The 17,213-nt window shown below is 72.4% G+C and carries 16 protein-coding genes; 6 read left to right on the top strand and 10 right to left on the bottom strand.

The features are described 5' to 3' along the window. Window positions 1-68 precede the first annotated feature (68 nt). Window positions 69-752 carry a GntR family transcriptional regulator gene (locus ACZ4VT_RS03620; RefSeq protein ID WP_467946218.1) on the bottom strand — a complete coding sequence of 228 codons (684 nt, stop codon included), beginning with the start codon at window positions 750-752 and terminating at the stop codon, window positions 69-71. A 145-nt stretch (window positions 753-897) separates the two neighbouring features. Between ACZ4VT_RS03620 and ACZ4VT_RS03615 the strand changes: the two genes are divergently transcribed. Then, entirely contained in the window at window positions 898-2,082 is a 1,185-nt protein-coding gene (locus tag ACZ4VT_RS03615) for a DUF418 domain-containing protein (protein WP_467946216.1), read from the top strand. Here the strand turns inward: ACZ4VT_RS03615 and ACZ4VT_RS03610 are convergent. The 3 genes from ACZ4VT_RS03610 to ACZ4VT_RS03600 form a co-directional block, all read right to left on the bottom strand. Further along, a complete protein-coding gene (locus tag ACZ4VT_RS03610; RefSeq protein ID WP_467946214.1) occupies window positions 2,057-2,377 on the bottom strand; it encodes a hypothetical protein in 321 nt (106 codons plus the stop codon). The two genes, ACZ4VT_RS03615 and ACZ4VT_RS03610, sit on opposite strands and share 26 nt — an antisense overlap. 29 nt (window positions 2,378-2,406) lie before the next feature. Then, window positions 2,407-4,302: a C1 family peptidase gene (locus tag ACZ4VT_RS03605; protein WP_467946212.1), complete on the bottom strand. Its 1,896-nt coding sequence runs from the start codon at window positions 4,300-4,302 to the stop codon at window positions 2,407-2,409. Between the two features lie 154 nt (window positions 4,303-4,456). Beyond that, window positions 4,457-4,759, bottom strand: a complete 303-nt coding sequence (locus ACZ4VT_RS03600) for a glutaredoxin domain-containing protein (protein ID WP_467946211.1) — start codon at window positions 4,757-4,759, stop codon at window positions 4,457-4,459. A 132-nt stretch (window positions 4,760-4,891) separates the two neighbouring features. Here ACZ4VT_RS03600 and ACZ4VT_RS03595 point away from each other — a divergent pair, with 132 nt between their 5' ends. Continuing rightward, window positions 4,892-6,097, top strand: coding sequence for a DUF1266 domain-containing protein (locus tag ACZ4VT_RS03595; RefSeq protein ID WP_467946210.1), 1,206 nt, complete (start codon window positions 4,892-4,894; stop codon window positions 6,095-6,097). 75 nt (window positions 6,098-6,172) lie between these two features. Beyond that, entirely contained in the window at window positions 6,173-6,592 is a 420-nt protein-coding gene (locus ACZ4VT_RS03590; RefSeq protein WP_467946208.1) for a PPOX class F420-dependent oxidoreductase, read from the top strand. Between the two features lie 24 nt (window positions 6,593-6,616). Here ACZ4VT_RS03590 and ACZ4VT_RS03585 read toward each other — a convergent pair whose 3' ends face one another. The 5 genes from ACZ4VT_RS03585 to pdhA all read right to left on the bottom strand — a co-directional run bounded on the left by ACZ4VT_RS03585 (window position 6,617) and on the right by pdhA (window position 12,192). Beyond that, entirely contained in the window at window positions 6,617-7,381 is a 765-nt protein-coding gene (locus tag ACZ4VT_RS03585; protein ID WP_467946206.1) for a hypothetical protein, read from the bottom strand. Window positions 7,382-7,441: 60 nt separating this feature from the next. After that, on the bottom strand, window positions 7,442-8,377 hold the full coding sequence (locus ACZ4VT_RS03580; protein ID WP_467946204.1) for a GNAT family N-acetyltransferase: 936 nt from the start codon (window positions 8,375-8,377) through the stop codon (window positions 7,442-7,444). Between the two features lie 180 nt (window positions 8,378-8,557). Beyond that, window positions 8,558-9,991, bottom strand: a complete 1,434-nt coding sequence (locus tag ACZ4VT_RS03575) for a dihydrolipoamide acetyltransferase family protein (protein WP_467946202.1) — start codon at window positions 9,989-9,991, stop codon at window positions 8,558-8,560. 12 nt (window positions 9,992-10,003) lie between these two features. Then, complete coding sequence (locus ACZ4VT_RS03570; protein WP_467946200.1) at window positions 10,004-10,984, bottom strand: alpha-ketoacid dehydrogenase subunit beta; 981 nt, start codon at window positions 10,982-10,984, stop codon at window positions 10,004-10,006. After that, the gene (pdhA, locus tag ACZ4VT_RS03565; protein WP_467946198.1) at window positions 10,984-12,192 is read right to left on the bottom strand and encodes a pyruvate dehydrogenase (acetyl-transferring) E1 component subunit alpha; all 1,209 of its coding nucleotides are present in this window, start codon (window positions 12,190-12,192) and stop codon (window positions 10,984-10,986) included. The genes ACZ4VT_RS03570 and pdhA overlap by 1 nt, the downstream gene beginning before the upstream one ends. 326 nt (window positions 12,193-12,518) lie before the next feature. On the opposite strand from pdhA, the gene ACZ4VT_RS03560 reads away from it, so the two are divergent. Together ACZ4VT_RS03560 and ACZ4VT_RS03555 are read left to right on the top strand one after the other, a co-directional pair. Further along, window positions 12,519-13,178 carry a response regulator gene (locus tag ACZ4VT_RS03560; protein ID WP_467946196.1) on the top strand — a complete coding sequence of 220 codons (660 nt, stop codon included), beginning with the start codon at window positions 12,519-12,521 and terminating at the stop codon, window positions 13,176-13,178. Between the two features lie 32 nt (window positions 13,179-13,210). Beyond that, window positions 13,211-13,552 carry a pyridoxamine 5'-phosphate oxidase family protein gene (locus ACZ4VT_RS03555; protein WP_467946194.1) on the top strand — a complete coding sequence of 114 codons (342 nt, stop codon included), beginning with the start codon at window positions 13,211-13,213 and terminating at the stop codon, window positions 13,550-13,552. Window positions 13,553-13,573: 21 nt separating this feature from the next. Here ACZ4VT_RS03555 and ACZ4VT_RS03550 read toward each other — a convergent pair whose 3' ends face one another. Continuing rightward, complete coding sequence (locus tag ACZ4VT_RS03550) at window positions 13,574-15,163, bottom strand: protein kinase domain-containing protein (protein WP_467946193.1); 1,590 nt, start codon at window positions 15,161-15,163, stop codon at window positions 13,574-13,576. 230 nt (window positions 15,164-15,393) lie between these two features. Between ACZ4VT_RS03550 and ACZ4VT_RS03545 the strand changes: the two genes are divergently transcribed. Next, window positions 15,394-17,058, top strand: a complete 1,665-nt coding sequence (locus tag ACZ4VT_RS03545; protein ID WP_467946191.1) for a Stk1 family PASTA domain-containing Ser/Thr kinase — start codon at window positions 15,394-15,396, stop codon at window positions 17,056-17,058. Window positions 17,059-17,213: the final 155 nt, after the last annotated feature.

Below are 17,213 nucleotides of genomic sequence, written 5' to 3'. Positions count from 1 at the left end.
CGGCGCGCTCCCCCGCGCGCTCCCCGGCTCGCTCCCCGGCTCGGTCCCCCGCGCGGTCACCGGGGCGGTCACCGGCCCGGCCCCCGGACCAGTTCCCCGACCCGCCCGATGTGCCCGCGGACCACCGCGGCGGCCGTGTCCGCGTCCCCGGCCCGCAGCGCGTCCAGGATCTCGGCGTGCTCGGCCAGGGTGCGCTCCAGCCGGTCGGGGTGGGCGTGCAGCAGGGCCACGCCCATCCGCAGCTGCCTGTCGCGGAGCTGGTCGTAGAGCCGGCACAGGATCTGGTTGCCGGCGTTGCGCACGATCTCGGCGTGGAAGCCGCGGTCGGCGGCCATCATCGCGGCGAGGTCGCCCCCGGCGGCGTGCCGGCGCTGTTCCTCCAGCAGGGCCGCGAGCCGGTCCAGCAGGCCGGGCGGCGCCGGTACGGCTCTGCGTACGGTGAACTCCTCGACCAGCAGCCGGGTTTCGAGCACGTCCGTGATCTCCTGCGCGGAGACCGGCAGCACCAGCGCGCCCTTCTTCGGGTACAGCTTCAGCAGCCCCTCGGTCTCCAGGCGCAGCAGCGCCTCGCGGACCGGGGTGCGGGACACCCCGACGGCCTCGGCGAGTTCGCCCTCGGTGAGGAGGGTGCCGCCTTCGTAGCGGCGGTCGAGAACCCCCTCCTTGACGTGCCGGTAGACGCGTTCGGCGGCGGTGGGGGGAGTGCTGGGGGTGGGGGTGGCGCTCTGGGCGGGAGGCGCGGCGGACGGCATGCGCACAGGATAGATACATGAGGGGTGCACCGGCCGCCCCGTCCGGGATGTGGACCTCCGCCCCGCGCCGGTGCGTCGAAGGATGTACGCGGGCCTCGTCCACCCGCAGGACGTACGGGGCCCCGCGCGCCGGGACGCTGGAGTCATGGCCCACACGACCCTCGTCGCCCCCGAGGTGACCACGACCCGGCTCCCCCTCCTCGACGTCCTGCGCGGCGCCGCCATCCTCGGCACCCTCATGACCAACGTCTGGATCTTCACCTCCCCCGGCTCGGAGTGGAGCGTGCTCCAGGGCGGTCTGGGAGCGCCCGACCCGATCGCGGACCCCTCCGCGGCGCACCTCGCCGAGACCGTGTTCCGGTTCCTCGCCGACGGGAAGTTCCTGTCCCTGCTGACGATCCTGTTCGGCGTCGGCCTGGCCATCCAGTACGACTCCGCCGCGCGCCGCGGCGAGCCGTGGCCCGGGCGCTACCCGCGGCGGGCCGCGTTCCTCTTCCTGGAGGGCACGGTCCACTTCGTCCTCGTCTTCGCCTGGGACGTGCTGATGGGGTACGCCGTCACCGCCCTGCTGGTGGCCTGGCTGCTCGCCCGCTCCGAGAAGGTGCGGCGGGTGGCGATGTGGACCGCGGGCGGGCTGCACCTGGCCCTCGTCGGCCTCGTGACGCTCGGGGAGCTCGCCAGTCCGGCCTCCGGGCCCGAGGCCCCCGACCCCGAGGCCGTCCGGGTCTACGCCCACGGCAGCTGGGCCGACCAGATCGCCTTCCGGCTCGACCACGCCCTCGTGCTGCGCATCGAGCCCGTCTTCTCCTTCGGCCTGCTGGTCTTCCTCTTCCTCCTCGGCGTCCGGCTGCACCGCGCCGGCGCCTTCGCGCCCACCGCCGTCGGGCACCGGATCCGGGTCCGGATGGCCGCCTGGGGCCTCGGCGCCGGCCTGCCGCTGGGCGCCGCCGCCACGCTGGGCGGCACCGACTTCTTCCTCCTGAGCCGCTACGGCACCGCCCCGCTGATCGCCGTCGGGTACATCGGCCTGATCGGCTGCGCCCTCGACCGCTTCCGGGTGCCCGGCGCCGACGCCCTCGGCTCCGTCGGCCGCACCGCCCTGTCCTGCTACGTCGGCCAGAACCTGCTGTGCATGCTGCTCTGCTACGGCATCGGACTCGGGCTCGCCGACCGGCTGGGCGGCAGCGGCCCCTGGTGGGTGATGGGCCTGTGGGCGGCGGTGAGCCTGACGCTGGTCGCCGCGTCCCGGCTGTGGCTGCGCCGCTTCGAGCGGGGTCCGCTGGAGGCCGTGCAGCACCGGGTCCTCAGGCGCCGCCCGTCCGCGGGGTGACCTCCACGTCCAGCACGAACTCGTCGTACGGGGCCTCCTGCGGGTAGGGCGGCCGGATCTGCGCGAAGCGGATCCGGGCCCGGCCGCCGCCCGGGGGCAGGCCCCGTACGACGTACGTCCGCTCGACCGCGGCCCCGGGGAGGCGGTCGCCGGCGGCCGGCGGCCCCTCCGCCACCGCCACCACGTCCGCGTCCCCCGTGACCTGCCAGGTCCACACGTAGCCGCGCGCGCCGCGTCCGGTGAGCCGCAGCTCGTACGGCTCACCGGGGCTCAGCACGACGCTCCGTACCTCCACGCCCGCCCGGTCCTCTCCGCTGCCGGATCTCAGCCGACGGGGCCGATGACAGCCCCCTCGTGCCAGCCCGCGCGGTCCCGCCAGTAGTGCTGGAGGCGGCGGTCGGTGCGCAGGACGACGACTTCCAGGTTGAACCCGAAGCTGCCCTGGAGCATCCCGGTGACCGCGGCGACGTCCTGCCCGAAGACGGCGCTGCGGGTCCAGGCCGAGCCGGCCGCGTTGCCCCGCCACCAGTGCTCCACGCGGCCGCCGGCGACGGCCACGCACAGCTCGTAGTTCCCCGCAGTGTCCTCGTCGGCCGCCCCGTACTGCCCCTCGATCAGGCAGGGCGCGGAAACGGCCGCCGTGCCGCTGCCGAAGACCTCCCCGGCGCGCCAGGTGAAGCCGTTCGGATCGTCGCGCCACCACAGCTGCATGCGGCCGTCCGTACGGGCGGCGACGAGGTCGAGGTGACGGCCGCGGGTCTGGACGAGGGCGGGCCCGAAGTGGGCGATGCCGGAGGCGAAGTGCCCGGCGTCGTTCCAGGTCCAGGGGGCGCCGTTGATGCGCCACCAGTGGTTCAGGCGGCCGTCGGCGGTGCGTACGACCACCTCGAAGTTGCCCGGCTTGCCGTAGTCGCTCTGGATGAAGGCCGGGGTCGAGCCGACGGCCGCGTCGCCCGGCCCGAAGGCGCCGCCGTCGCGCCAGACGCGCACGGACTGCTCGAAGTACCAGTGGCGCAGCCGGCCGCCGGTGGTCACGTGCAGGGACTCCATGTTGCGGTTGTAGGTGGTCCCGGTGAAGGCGGGCTGGCCGCAGGCGTCGTTCGCGAAGGTGTCCGCGCGGGCCCACGCGAAGGGGGCGTCGCCCTCGCGCCACCAGTGCTGGAGACGGCCGCCGGTGGTGGTGGCGAGGAGCTCGAAGTTGCGGTGGGCGCGGCCGTTGCCGCTCTCGTAGACGTTGCCGGTGTGCAGGCGGCGCTTGGTCCACGGGTCGATGTTGGTGCCGCGCAGGCCGCACTTGGCCCAGTGGTCGATGCCGACCTCGCCGTAGGCGATCCGGCCGTAGCCGCCGACGTGGTAGCCGGTCCCCCAGGAGTTCCTGAACAGCCAGCAGCCGGCCGCGTCGTCGTAGCCGACGATGAGCACGCAGTGGCCGCCCGCGAGCTGGTCACCGGTGCGGTGGTAGACGCCGGAGCCGAGGCCGAAGAAGTCGTCGTACACGTCGAAGCAGGCGGTCAGCGGGCCGACCGTGTCCAGCCAGACCTTCTGCTGCTCGACGTCGCCCAGCCGCACGTAGTCGGGGATCCGGACGGTGCGCCCGGACCGGTCCCAGCTGGGCGTGTACTCGGCGCGCCAGGCGTCGCGGCGGGCGGCGGGCAGACCGGCGGGCGGGGTGCTGTACGGCCAGCAGTCCGGGTCGGCGAGCCCGCCGTTGTCCTTGATCCAGTCGAGCGCGGTCTCCGGATGGGAACCCTGCCCGCAGGTGAAGCGCAGGCCGTCGTGCACGTCCCCCTCGGAGCGCTCCGCCCATACGCAGTGCTCGATGCGGGCCATGGACTCCACCAGGCCGACGGCGCCGAAGGCCCAGCAGGAACCGCACGGGTTCTGGTCCTTGACCTTGGTGATCCACGGCCAACCCCAGCGGTTGCGCCAGTCCACGGCGGCGGGCCGGGCCGCGCCGGCCGTCGGCGGGCCCGCCAGGAACCCGTGGGCGGCGCGGCGCCGGGTCAGATGGGGATTGCCGCTCGCGTGCCCGAGGAGTGCCCGCAGATCGACGAGCCCCACGTCCTCGGCGGGCGTCAGGTTCGCCCCGGGCTCCAGACCGAGCGAGGGCCGCGGCACCGGCTCCTCGTCGGCCAGGTGCTCCAGTACGGACCAGCGCGCCCCCCGAGCCGCGAGCCGCGCCCGCAGCTCCCCCACCGTCTGGACAGACTCCTCCGGCATACCGGCCCCCCAGTGTGCAACCGCTCGGATGCGAGACCCGCGAGCGTCCCTCCCTCACCGGGGGGCGTCAAGGGGGTTCGCACGGTCGCGCGGTGGCACGGGGGGGCGTGCCGCCCGGACCTCCCCCGGGGCCGGGCGGCGGCTGCGCTCGGGGTTACTCGACGGGGAGCGGGGGAACCGGGAGCGGGAGGGCGGGCAGGGCCTCGCGGATGCGGCGGACCGAGGGGTTCACCATGGCCGGGCGGTCGCCGACGACCACCGTCGGAACGGTCTCGTTGCCGTCGGCGACGCTGCGGACGAAGGCCGCCGCCTCGGGGTCCCGCCAGATGTTGACCTTCCGGTACGGGATCCGGGCCAGGCGCAGCTGCGTGCGGAGCTTGATGCAGAACGCGCACCCCGGCCGCCAGTACATCGTGACGGTGTTCGCCGTGACGTCCTTCGCCGTGACGTCGTTCATCGCGCCGCCGGGTGGAGGGACTTCGCGCACAGGAGCCTGGTCATGCCTCGAAGCCTATGCCGGAAACCGCCGATCAGGGTGAGGACCGTACGGGCCCGACCGCCCGCGCAGGGGCCCGTATAAGGTCCCCGTATGGGCACCTGGATCGCGCCGAGCGTCATCGAGAGAGAGCTGTACGAGGCCAAGACCGCCGGCGACTGGGCCGCGTACTTCGACGTGCTCGCCCGCGCCCAGCTCTACCTGCTCCAGCACCGCGTGCAGTCCGACGCGCACCCCGACTCCGTGTTCTTCCACGCCACCCCGGACCGCATGCTCGTCGTCCACACCGCCGGCATGCTGCCCGCCCCCACCCCCGAGACGGTCTTCGAGTCCCGGAGCCTGGGCTGGTTCTCCAAGGTCTGGGGACCCGGGGATCCCGCCTTCCTCGCCGTGAACCCGGGCACCCCCACCGAGGCCTACCTCACCACCACCCCCGCCGACCTGGCCCGCTGGCGGGCGCACGCGGACGCCGCGCCCCTGTACGGCCTGCTCGACGGGAAGGTCCACGCCCTCTTCACCGGCGGCCCGCTGCACGGGCCCATCGCGCACGGCCTCGCCATCGGCGGCCATCTCGCCGTGACCAACGGTGAGTTCTGGAACGCCCTCGCCTACCACGGCAGCGGCTACCAGCACGAGCGCCGCCGCGTCGGGAAGAGCTGGAGCATCACCGACCGCGCCGACTGGCTGTCCACCCTGGAGCAGCTCCTGAGCGTGGACATGGTCAGCCCCGTCTGGGAGTTCGCGCTCCGCGTCCGCCGCGTCCTCGCCTCCGACTTCGCGGGACCCGTCGACGTCGAGCACTGGCGGCACGCCGCGGAGGCGAGCCTGCGCCGCAGCGCCGAGCGGTCCGCCGAGCCGCAGCTCACCCCCGACGGGGTCACCGTCGCCCAGCCGCGCCCCACCGCCGAGGTGGAGGGCGAGATCGCCGGGGTCAAGCGCCTCATCGGCCGGATCGCCCGCTACGAGCAGCGCTTCCGCGCCGACGGACTGCTCCCCGAGGACGGCTGGGTCCGTTCGGTGGAGGCCTGGGACCTCGGCCGGGCCTCCCAGATGGCCCGCTGGGGCATCGGCTGCCGTTACGGCACCCTCCACGAGGCCGAGAAGGCCGTACTGCGCGCCGGGGAGGCGGCCCGCCAGACGTACCGCTCGTGGGAGGACTTCTCCGCCGGGTACGTCCTCGGCCGGTGCCTGCACTTCGACGAGGAGGAGTTCGGCACCTGGTACACGAGCGCCCTCGCCGCCCACGTGGAGCTGACCACCGATCCGGCGAGTCCGTGGCGCAACATCCCCTGGAACTGAGCGACTTCGGTTAGTCACCGGACGCCACCGGAAACGGGGAGCGGCCCGCCACACGCCCCGACTAGCCTCGCCGCCATGACTGTTGAGCTGAATGAGACCGTGCGGGGTCTGCTCGACTCTCCGCACCCCGCCGTGCTTTCGACCATCAACCCCGACGGCAGTCCGCAGAGTTCGGTGATCTGGGTGACCCGCGACGGCGGCGACCTGCTGATCTCCACCGAGCAGGGCCGCCGCAAGGAGCGCAACATCGTCCGGGACGGGCGGGTCGGCGTCACCGTCTTCGACCTCGCCAATCCCTTCCTCTACGCCGAGATCCGCGGCACCGCCACCGTCACCGAGGACGTCGGCCGGGCGGTGGCCGTCCGCATCGCCGAGGAGTACCTCGGCCCGGGCGCCGGCAAGGAGTACCGGGACGCCCCGGCGTCGGACGTCCGCGTGGTCGTCCGCGTCACCCCGACCAAGGTCCTCGGCAACGCCGCACGCGCCGCGGGCTAGGCCCGGTCAGCGGCCCGGACCCGGTCACGGCAGGTCGGGCCGGACCGCCGACCAGGCGTCGACCGCCTCCGCCACCGGGTCGGCGTCCGGCAGGTGGGGGCGTACGGCGGTCAGCCAGGGGATCAGGCTCTTGATGCGGCGCAGGTGCCGGATGCGGTGGTGCGGGAGGTCGCGCCAGCCGCGGCCCTGCGCCGCCGCCTGCGCCGGGGTGAGGTCGATGAGGGCCAGCAGCTCCCGGGCCAGGGCCGCCGGGTCGCCACCGCGGTCCGGGCCGAACTGCTGGATCAAGTAGCCCTGTACGCAGGCCAGTTCGGGAGCCCGGACCAGTTCGGGCGTGCCCTCGGCCCGCGCGCACCGGTGGGTGGCGGCCAGCGCGATCCGGCCCCAGCGCAGCCGGACCTCGTCCGGGAGGCGGTCGTCGCGCATCCGCACTCCGGCGAGGACGCGCAGGGTCCGCGGCTGGGGTTCGTCCCGCAGCGGCGGCCCGGTGGCCAGCCAGGCCTCCAGGTCCTCCAGCGAGTGCCCGTCGGGCGGCACCGACGTCAGCACCTGCCCGCGGCTGAGCAGGGCGACCATGGCGCCCGTGAGGTGGACCTTCGCGGTGTGTCCGGCGTCGAAGGAGCCGACGGGCCGCCCGTACCGCTCGATGTGGCGCAGGCCCATCCGCGACTCCCCGACGGCGTAGACCTGTCCGGCCCGGGCCACCCCGCCGACGCACCGGACCACGCACACGCCGCCCGTGACGTCGGCCTCCTCGACGGAGTACACCTGCAATTCGGCGATGGACACCCGACCCCCTTCCCCGGGCGGGAGATTACCGCCGCCGCGGGGCCGGGCACACGGCCCGGGTCAGATCGAGGGGCTCTCCAGGACGAGGCGGATCTCGGTGACCTCGTAGCCGGCGCGGTCGAAGGCGGCCGCCATAGGGACGTTGACGGTGTCCGTGGTCGCGGTGATGCGGCGCGCGCCCTCGGCCGCGTGGAAGCGGGTGATCTCGCCCAGGATCTCGTCGATCAGGCCCTGGCCGCGCTGCTCCGGTACGACGCCCAGGTAGCCGACGTTGCGGTGGTACGGGGTCGCCGACGGGATGGCCAGGCCCGCGAGGGTGCCGTCAGGGAGGTGGGCGAGCCGCCACCAGGAACGCTCGCCGGGGCAGTCGAGGTAGAACTCCACGTCCTCACGGGCCAGTTGTTCCGCGTCCATCGACTGGAGCTCGGTCTGCGTGTGCAGGTCGAGGCTGCCGGTGGACAGCCGGACGAAGGCGTCGAGGAACTCCTCGTCGGTGCCGTCGCGGAAGACGAGCCGCCCGGTGGGCTCCGCCGTCCCGGCGGCCGGGGTCCACTCGTAGCGCAGGCGCTCGATCTCGCGCGTCAGGCCGGTCTTGTACGCGGCCTCCTGGCGCCAGGCGATCGCCGCGGCCAGCTCCGGGTCGGCCCGCCAGCCGCGGGGCAGGGAGATGTTGTAGCCGGGCAGCCGGCCGAAGGCGGCGTGGCCGGCCTCCAGCAGCCCGGCGGCGACCGCTGCCGGGTCGGCCACGGAGGAGCGGACCTGGAGGCAGTCGAGCGCGATGGGCTGCTCGCTGTCGGAGCGGCCCCACCACAGGGCGCGGGCCAGGATCTCGCCGTCCTCGTCCTCGGCGAACCAGATCCACTCGGGGCGGAACTGGTTCTCGGCGAGCTCCTCGCGGATCTTCTCGGCGCTCAGGGAGGGGACGGGACCGTCCTCCGGGTAGGCGATGGCACGGTCGAGGTCTGCGGGGTCTGTGGAGGCGGCACGGAAGATCATCCGGCGATGATCACACAACCCCTTCGCCCTGACCAGGGCCTTCCCGGCCGCTGCCGGTCAGAGTGCCCCTGGAGATACACCCGGCTCCGCACAACCGCGCACGCCGACGGCCGATGGCCGGCCTCCGCGGGGGAGGCCGGCCATCGGGTGGAGCCATCGGGTGGAGCGTGGTGCGGGGCGTTACGACCAGGTGATCAGGCGGCGGGGGTGTTCCAGGACCGCCGCGATGTCGGCCAGGAAGCGGGAGCCGAGCTCGCCGTCGATGAGACGGTGGTCGAACGACAGCGCCAGGGTCGTGACCTGCCGCGGCTTCACCTTGCCCTTGTGGACCCACGGCTGGAGCTTGATCGCGCCGACCGCGAGGATCGCGGACTCGCCCGGGTTCAGGATGGGCGTACCGGTGTCGACGCCGAAGACGCCGACGTTGGTGATGGTGATGGTGCCGTTCTGCATGTCGGCCGGCGAGGTCTTGCCGTCGCGGGCCGTGGCGACCAGCTCGGACAGGGACGTCGACAGCTCGCCGAGCGTCTTGGCGTGGGCGTCCTTGATGTTCGGGACGATCAGCCCGCGGGGGGTGGCCGCCGCGATGCCCAGGTTCACGTAGTGCTTGAGCACGATCTCCTGGGCCGCCTCGTCCCAGGACGCGTTGACGTCCGGGTTGCGGCGGATGGCCACCAGGACGGCCTTCGCGATGAGGAGCAGCGGGTTGATGCGCAGCCCCGCGAGGTCCGGGTCGTCCTTGAGCTCCTGCACCAGCTTCATCGTGCGCGTCACGTCGAGCGTGATGAACTCGGTGACGTGCGGCGCCGTGAAGGCCGAGCCGACCATGGCCTGGGCGGTGACCTTGCGGACGCCCTTGACCGGGATGCGGGTCTCCCGCGCCGACGCCGGCACCTCGGCCGCCTGGACGGCCGGAGCCGCGACGGGGGCCGCTGCCGGGGCCGCGGCGGGCACGGCCTGCGGGGCGATCGCCGCGGCGGCCGCCGCGTGGACGTCCTCCCGGGTCACGACCCCGCCGTCACCGGTGGGGACCACCGAGGCCAGGTCGATGCCAAGGTCCTTGGCGAGCTTGCGCACCGGCGGCTTGGCCAGCGGCCGCTCGCCGCCCGGCTGCGCCGGGACCGCGGGGAGGACCGGAGCCGCGGCGGGAACCGCGGGCGCCGCCGGGGCGGTGCCGTTCTGCGCGGGTGCCCCCGCGACCGCCTTGCGCGGGCGGCGCTTCGTGGACGCGGTGGAGACGCCGTAGCCGACCAGGACGGGCTGGCGGGCCGCGGCGGCCGGCTCCTCCGCCTCGGCGGCGACGGCCGGGGCGGCAGGCGTCGCTGCGGCGGCCGGGGCCGCCTCCTGCACCGGCGCCCCGGCACCGGCGCCGGCCTCCGTCTGCACCGAGATGATCACCTGGCCGACGTCGACCGTGGTGCCCTCCTCGAAGAGGAGCGCGTGCACGACACCGTCGAACGGGATCGGCAGTTCCACGGCGGCCTTGGCCGTCTCGACCTCGCAGACGACCTGACCGTCGGTGACGGTGTCACCCGGCTGGACGTACCACTTGAGGATCTCGGCCTCGGTGAGGCCCTCGCCCACGTCGGGCATCTTGAATTCGCGGATCGTCATGAACGTGGCTCCTCAGTACGCCAGCGAGCGGTCGACGGCGTCGAGCACCCGGTCCAGGCCCGGCAGGTACTCGTCCTCCAGGCGGGCCGGCGGGTACGGGGCGTGGAATCCGCCCACGCGCAGCACCGGCGCCTCCAGGTGGTAGAAGCACCGCTCCGTGATGCGGGCGGCGATCTCGGAACCCATGCCCAGGAACACCGGGGCCTCGTGCACGACGACCAGCCGGCGGGTCTTCTCGACCGAGGTCTGCAGACCGTCGAAGTCGACCGGGGACATCGAGCGCAGGTCGACGACCTCCACCGACTTGCCCTCCTCGGCGGCCGCGGCCGCCGCCTCCAGGCAGACCTTCACCATCGGACCGTAGGCGGCCAGGGTGAGGTCCGAGCCCTCGCGGGCCACGCGCGCCTTGTGCAGCTCACCGGGGATGGCGTCGGCGTCGACCTCGCCCTTGTCCCAGTAGCGGCGCTTCGGCTCGAAGAAGATCACCGGGTCGTCGCTGAGGATCGCCTGCTGGAGCATCCAGTAGGCGTCGCTCGCGTTCGACGGGGAGACCACCTTGAGGCCCGGGACGTGCGCGAAGAGCGCCTCCGGGGACTCGCTGTGGTGCTCGACCGCGCCGATGCCGCCCGCGTACGGGATGCGGATGACGACCGGCATCTTGATCTTGCCCAGGGCCCGCGCGTGCATCTTCGCGAGCTGCGTGACGATCTGGTCGTACGCGGGGAAGACGAAACCGTCGAACTGGATCTCCACGACCGGCCGGTACCCGCGCAGGGCCAGGCCGATCGCGGTGCCGACGATGCCCGACTCGGCGAGCGGGGTGTCGATGACCCGCTCCTCGCCGAAGTCCTTCTGCAGGCCGTCGGTGATCCGGAAGACACCGCCCAGCTTGCCGACGTCCTCACCCATGATCAGGACCTTCGGGTCCTGCTCCAGGGCCTTGCGCAGCGACTCGTTGAGCGCCTTCGCGATCGACATCTTCTCGACAGCCATCAGTGACCCTCCTCGGCCGACTCGAAGGACGCGAGGTAGGCGGCGAACTGCGCGCGCTCCTCGTCGACGAGCGCGTGCCCGTCCGCGTAGACGTTCTCGAAGATCGCCATGGTGTCCGGGTCGGGCATGGAGCGCACGGCCTCGCGCACGCGCTTGCCCATGACCTCGCTCTCGGCCTCCAGCTCGGCGAAGAACGCCTCGTCGGCGCCGCCCGTGGCCAGCAGGTGGGCCTTCAGGCGCAGGATCGGGTCCTTGGACTCCCAGGCCGCCGTCTCCTCGTCCCGCCGGTACTTGGTCGGGTCGTCGGAGGTGGTGTGCGCGCCCATCCGGTACGTGAACGCCTCGACCAGCGTCGGGCCCTCGCCGCGGCGCGCCCGGTCCAGGGCCCAGCGGGTCACGGCCAGGCAGGCCAGCACGTCGTTGCCGTCGACGCGGATGCCGGGGAAGCCGAAGCCCTGCGCGCGCTGGTAGAGCGGCACGCGCATCTGGCGCTCGGTCGGCTCGGAGATCGCCCACTGGTTGTTCTGGCAGAAGAACACCACGGGGGAGTTGTAGACGGCGGAGAAGTTGAAGGCCTCCATCACGTCGCCCTGGCTGGACGCGCCGTCGCCGAAGTAGGCGATGACGGCCGCGTCCGCGCCGTCCTTGGCCACGCCCATCGCGTAACCGGTCGCGTGGAGCGTCTGCGAGCCGATGACGATCGTGTAGAGGTGGAAGTTGTTGGTGTTCGGGTCCCAGCCGCCGTGGTTCACGCCGCGGAACATGCCGAGCAGGTTGGTCGGGTCGACCCCGCGGCACCAGGCCACGCCGTGCTCGCGGTACGTCGGGAAGACGTAGTCCTGGTCGTTCAGCGCCCGGCCGGAGCCGATCTGCGCGGCTTCCTGGCCGAGGAGCGAGGCCCACAGGCCCAGCTCGCCCTGACGCTGCAGGGCGGTCGCCTCACCGTCGAACCGGCGGGTCATGACCATGTCGCGGTACAGCCCGCGCAGGTCCTCGGTGGTGATGTCGGCGACGAAGGGGGCGAACTCGGCGTTCTCCGCGTTGTCGACGCGGTCCCCTTCGGGCGTCAGCAGCTGTACGAGCTGAGGTACGACATCCTGCGTCTGCGCGGTGGCAGCGGCGGGCTTGGCGGCGCTCGCCGCGCCTGCCGCCCGCTTGGTGCCGCTGCTGCGTCGCGGCTTGCGCGCGGCAGTGCTCTCCACGGTCACGTGTGCTCCTCCGTCGGTCCGGCACCCGGGTTCTCCGGGGTCCAGTGCGGCTCACCTGCATCCGTGACGAGCGCACGGGGTGTGTGCGCGTCGCGTACGGGATTCAGGCGTGACAGGTGCCCCGGCGAGTGCCCTGCGCAATGCACGTTACCCAGTGCGCCGCATAACTGCGAAACCCCGTTTGACCTGCGTTTTTGCTTGGATTTCCAAGTAAATCCGCGACAACGGGAACAACCACTGGTCACAGCCTTGCAGGGGCCGGGAACAACGGCACGTTATCCCGGGTAACTCCGGCAGGGAAGGGGTGAGTGTGTGAAACTGACTTCGTGCGCGAAGCCGGAAAAATCAAGGTATTCCTCCTGGACGACCACGAAGTGGTACGTCGGGGCGTCCACGAGCTCTTGTCGGTCGAACAGGACATCGAGATCGTCGGCGAGGCCGGTACGGCCGCGGACGCTCTGGTCCGCATCCCCGCCACCCGCCCCGACGTCGCCGTCCTCGACGTCCGGCTGCCCGACGGCAGCGGTGTGGAGGTGTGCCGCGAGGTGCGCTCCATGAACGAGGACGTCAAGTGCCTGATGCTGACCTCCTTCGCCGACGACGAGGCACTGTTCGACGCGATCATGGCCGGCGCCTCGGGCTACGTACTGAAGGCGATCCGCGGAAACGAGCTGCTCAGCGCGGTGCGCGACGTGGCCGCCGGCAAGTCCCTGCTGGACCCGGTCGCCACCGCCCGCGTACTGGAGCGGCTGCGCGACGGCAAGAACGGCAAGCGCGACGACCGGCTCTCCCACCTCACCGAGCAGGAGCGGAGGATCCTCGACCTGATCGGCGAGGGCCTGACCAACCGCGTCATCGGCGAGCGGCTGCACCTGGCCGAGAAGACCATCAAGAACTACGTCTCCAGCCTGCTCTCGAAGCTGGGCATGGAGCGCCGCTCCCAGGCCGCCGCCTACGTGGCCCGCCTGCAGGCCGAGAAGCGCTAGGCGGCCCGCGGCCGGCGTTCCCCGGGCGCGCCGTGTCTGCCTTCCTCGCCCTCGCCCGCCACATCGTGGTGGACGGCGGGGTGGTACGGAGAATGCACTCCCGTTTCGGCTGCCACCAGGCGTGCAACGGCAGTGTGGTGGCCTATGGGGCGGACAACTTCAATTCCCCGGACCCGCGGCTCTGGTCGGTGCAGTTCACCGGAACGGCGCAGCTCATCGAGCCGACCACCGCAGAACTGGAACTATTCGGTCCGGGTCTGCATTCCGTGGACGGCGCGGTGTTCGACCCCGTCTGCCTGCGGATCGAACCCCAGTTCATCACCGTGCACTCGCTCGCCGGGAATCCCGAACGGCAGTACCAGCACGCGCTCTGATCGCTCTGAATTCCCCGTCCGTCATTCCTCGGACAGGCCGCCGGGGCCGCCCGTCTCCGGGGGCTTCGTCGCCGCCGTCGGCGTGGGCTTGGTCGACGGGGTCGTCGAGGGCTTCGTCGTCGCCGTGTTGGACGGCGAGGTCGAACCGGTCGGCGAGTGCGAGACGGTCGGCGAGTTCGACGGGCTGAAGCTCTGCGTCCGGCTGCGGCTCGGCGTGGGCTGGTTGTCGTTGTTCGACGGCGTGTTCTCCGTGGCCTGCTGCGAAGGCTGGGCGTCCGGGGATTTGGACGCGCTCGGCGCGGCGCTGGAGCTCGGCTTGGTGCCCGGCGTCTGCTTCTCGTCGCCCTTGCTGCCCACGCTGTTGACCGCGAAGGCCACGCCGCCCGCGATCGCGACGATCGCGAGCACCGCGAACAGCCACATCTTCCAGCGGCTGCCGCTGCCGCCGCGGTCGTCGTAGCCGTCGTAGCCGCCGCCGTTGCCACCGGGGCCGCGGCCGCCGGGGAACGCCGAGCCGTCGTCCGGGTTCAGCGGCGGCACCATCGGCTGCTGGAACTGCGAGGTCGAGGAGTGCGCGGGGTACTGCCGCTGCCCGCCGGTCCCGGCCACGGGCATGACGGTGGTGGCGCCCCCGCCGCCCCGGCCGTGCGGCAGGGCCATGGTGACCGGACCGGTGTTCCAGGTGCCGGTGTTCGCCCCCTGGTCGTGCAGCATCTGCAGCGCGTACTGGACCAGCCCGCGCATCTCCTCGGCGCTCTGGAACCGGTCGTCCGGGTCCTTGGCGAGGGAGCGCATGACGAGCCCGTCGAGCTCCTGCGGGATGTGGTGGCCCTCCGGCAGCTGCGAAGGCGGCACGGGCACGTCCTGGACGTGCTGGTAGACCACCGACAGCGGGGTCTCGCCGGTGAACGGGGGCCGCAGCGCGAGGAGTTCGTAGAGCAGACAGCCGGTCGCGTACAGGTCGGAGCGGTGGTCCACGGCCTTGCCGAGGGCCTGCTCGGGCGACAGGTACTGCGGGGTGCCCATGACCATGCCGGTCTGGGTCATCGTCGACTGGACGCCGTGCAGGGCGCGGGCGATGCCGAAGTCCATCACCTTCACCGCGCCGGCCTCGGTGATGATGACGTTCGCCGGCTTGATGTCGCGGTGCACGATGCCGTGCTGGTGCGAGTACGCGAGGGCCTCGAGCACGCCCGAGGTGATGATGAGCGCCTGCTCGGGGCCCGGGGCCTCGGCGCTGACCAGCAGGTCGCGGATGGTGCGGCCCTCGACCAGCTCCATCACGATGTAGGGGACGGTATTCGGGCCGACCCGGTCCTCGCCCGAGTCGTACACGGCGACGACGGCGTGGTGGTTCAGCCCGGCGACGGACTGCGCCTCGCGGGTGAAGCGGGCCTTGGACACCGGGTCCTCGGCCAGGTCGGCGCGCAGCAGCTTCACGGCGACGGTGCGTCCCAGCCGTACGTCCTCGGCCGCGAAGACCTCGGCCATGCCGCCCCGGCCCAGCCGGTGCGTCAGCCGGTAACGGCCGTCTCCCACCAGGCCGCCGGCGCCCCAGTGCTCAGGACCATCGGTCATCCCGGCGCCGTTTCCCTCGGGTTCGGGTGCCATCAGTCCTCGCCGTCGTCTCTCTCGGCCGCCGCTGAGCGGTAGTCCTCTTCTTTGGTGTTCCGACGAACGCTACAGCCTCGGAACCGGTCACCGTTCGGACAAGACCACCCTGTGCCCATGTGGTCACGGAACGGGCACCTGGCTTGACGTCTGCTTGCCCTCGGGCAGACTGGGCGCCATATGCGCCCGGCCAACGGCGTAGGGACACATCCCGAGGGGAAGCAACAGTCATGAGCCAGGACGGCACTCAGGGCCAGTACGCGGGCGGCTCTCTGGCCGGTGGCCGTTACCAGCTAAGGGACTTGCTGGGGGCGGGCGGCATGGCGTCCGTCTACCTGGCGTACGACTCGGCGCTCGACCGGCAGGTCGCCATCAAGACCCTGCACAGCGACCTCGGCCGCGAACAGTCCTTCCGCGAGCGGTTCCGCCGCGAGGCGCAGGCTGTAGCGAAACTGTCGCACACGAACATCGTCTCGGTATTCGACACCGGTGAAGGCGAAGTGACGTTCAGCGGCTCCGGCGCGGGCGACGGCGCCGTGATGCCCTACATCGTCATGGAATACGTGGAAGGCCAGCCCCTCGGCTCGGTGCTGGAGGCGGACATCCGACAGTACGGGGCCATGCCGGCGGACAAGGCCCTGAAGGTGACGGCCGACGTGCTGGCCGCCCTGGAGACCAGCCACGAGATGGGGCTCGTCCACCGCGACATCAAGCCCGGCAACGTCATGGTGAACAAGCGCGGCGTGGTCAAGGTGATGGACTTCGGCATCGCCCGCGCCATGCAGTCGGGGGTCACCTCGATGACCCAGACCGGCATGGTCGTCGGCACCCCGCAGTACCTCTCGCCCGAGCAGGCGCTGGGGCGCGGGGTCGACGCCCGCTCCGACCTGTACTCGGTCGGCATCATGCTGTTCCAGCTGCTGACCGGGCGGATCCCCTTCGACGCGGACTCGCCGCTGGCCATCGCGTACGCGCACGTGCAGGAGGAGCCGGTCGCCCCGTCCTCCGTCAACCGCTCGCTCACCCCGGCGATGGACGCGCTGGTGGCGCGGGCCCTCAAGAAGAACCCGAACGAGCGCTTCCCCACGGCCGCGGCCATGGGCGACGAGGTGGCGCGGGTGCTGGCCTCCGGGCAGACCGGGGCGCCGGTCATCATCCAGGGCCAGGGGCCGCTGAGCAGCGGTGCGGGCGTGGGCTCGGCCGTGTTCCCGCCGGTGGACTCCGGGTTCCAGGCGGCGCCGCAGTCGGTGCAGCAGCCGTACCAGGCCCCGCACACCCCGACGCCCGCCCCGTACGCGCCGACGCCCGCCCCGCAGCCGCACGCGCAGGGCGGCTACGCCTACCCGCACACGCCCGCGCCGCAGCCGTACGCGCTGCAGCAGACCGGGCAGCCGTACACGATCTCCCCGGTGGCCGCGCAGAACCCGTCCGCGGCGGGCGGCGACGGCAAGCGGAACATGCCGGTGGTCGCGGGCGCGGTCGCGGTGGCGCTGCTGGCCGTCGGCGGCCTGATCGCGGCGATCGCGATGAACGGCGACGACAAGAAGGGGGGCACCACGGCGGACCCGGGGGCCTCCACGTCCGCGTCCGCCTCGGCCAAGGCCGGGTTCAAGGGGCCCGACACCACGCGCACGATCGACCCGAAGAAGTGCTCGGAGCCGGTGAAGCACTACAGCGAGGCCGGCAAGTACTCGGCGCCGGACCTCAAGTACAAGAACCTGCTCTCCGTGAAGGAGTGCATCCAGGCCTCGCGCGGCAAGTACAAGATCGAATACAAGGACGAGGCCGTCTACGGCAAGGACACGGTGCTGATCCAGTCGCCGGCCGCCGGCGACAAGATCGACAAGGAAGGCACGGAGTACACGCTGACCGTGTCGACCGGCAATCCGGAGTAGTCCCGGGCAGTCCCGGGCAGCCCCGAGCAGTCCCGAGCAGTCCACGGTAGAGGCGCCTCGCGACACACCTCACGACACACCGGCATCCCGGGCACCCCAATAGGGCGCCCGGGATGCCGGTTTTGCCCCACTATGTAACTCTGGGCGCATATCTC

The organism is Streptomyces sp. NPDC029164, assembly GCF_055563995.1.
The sequence above is the reverse complement of the archived record's forward strand: the minus strand, read 5'-3'. Positions and strand labels throughout refer to the sequence as shown.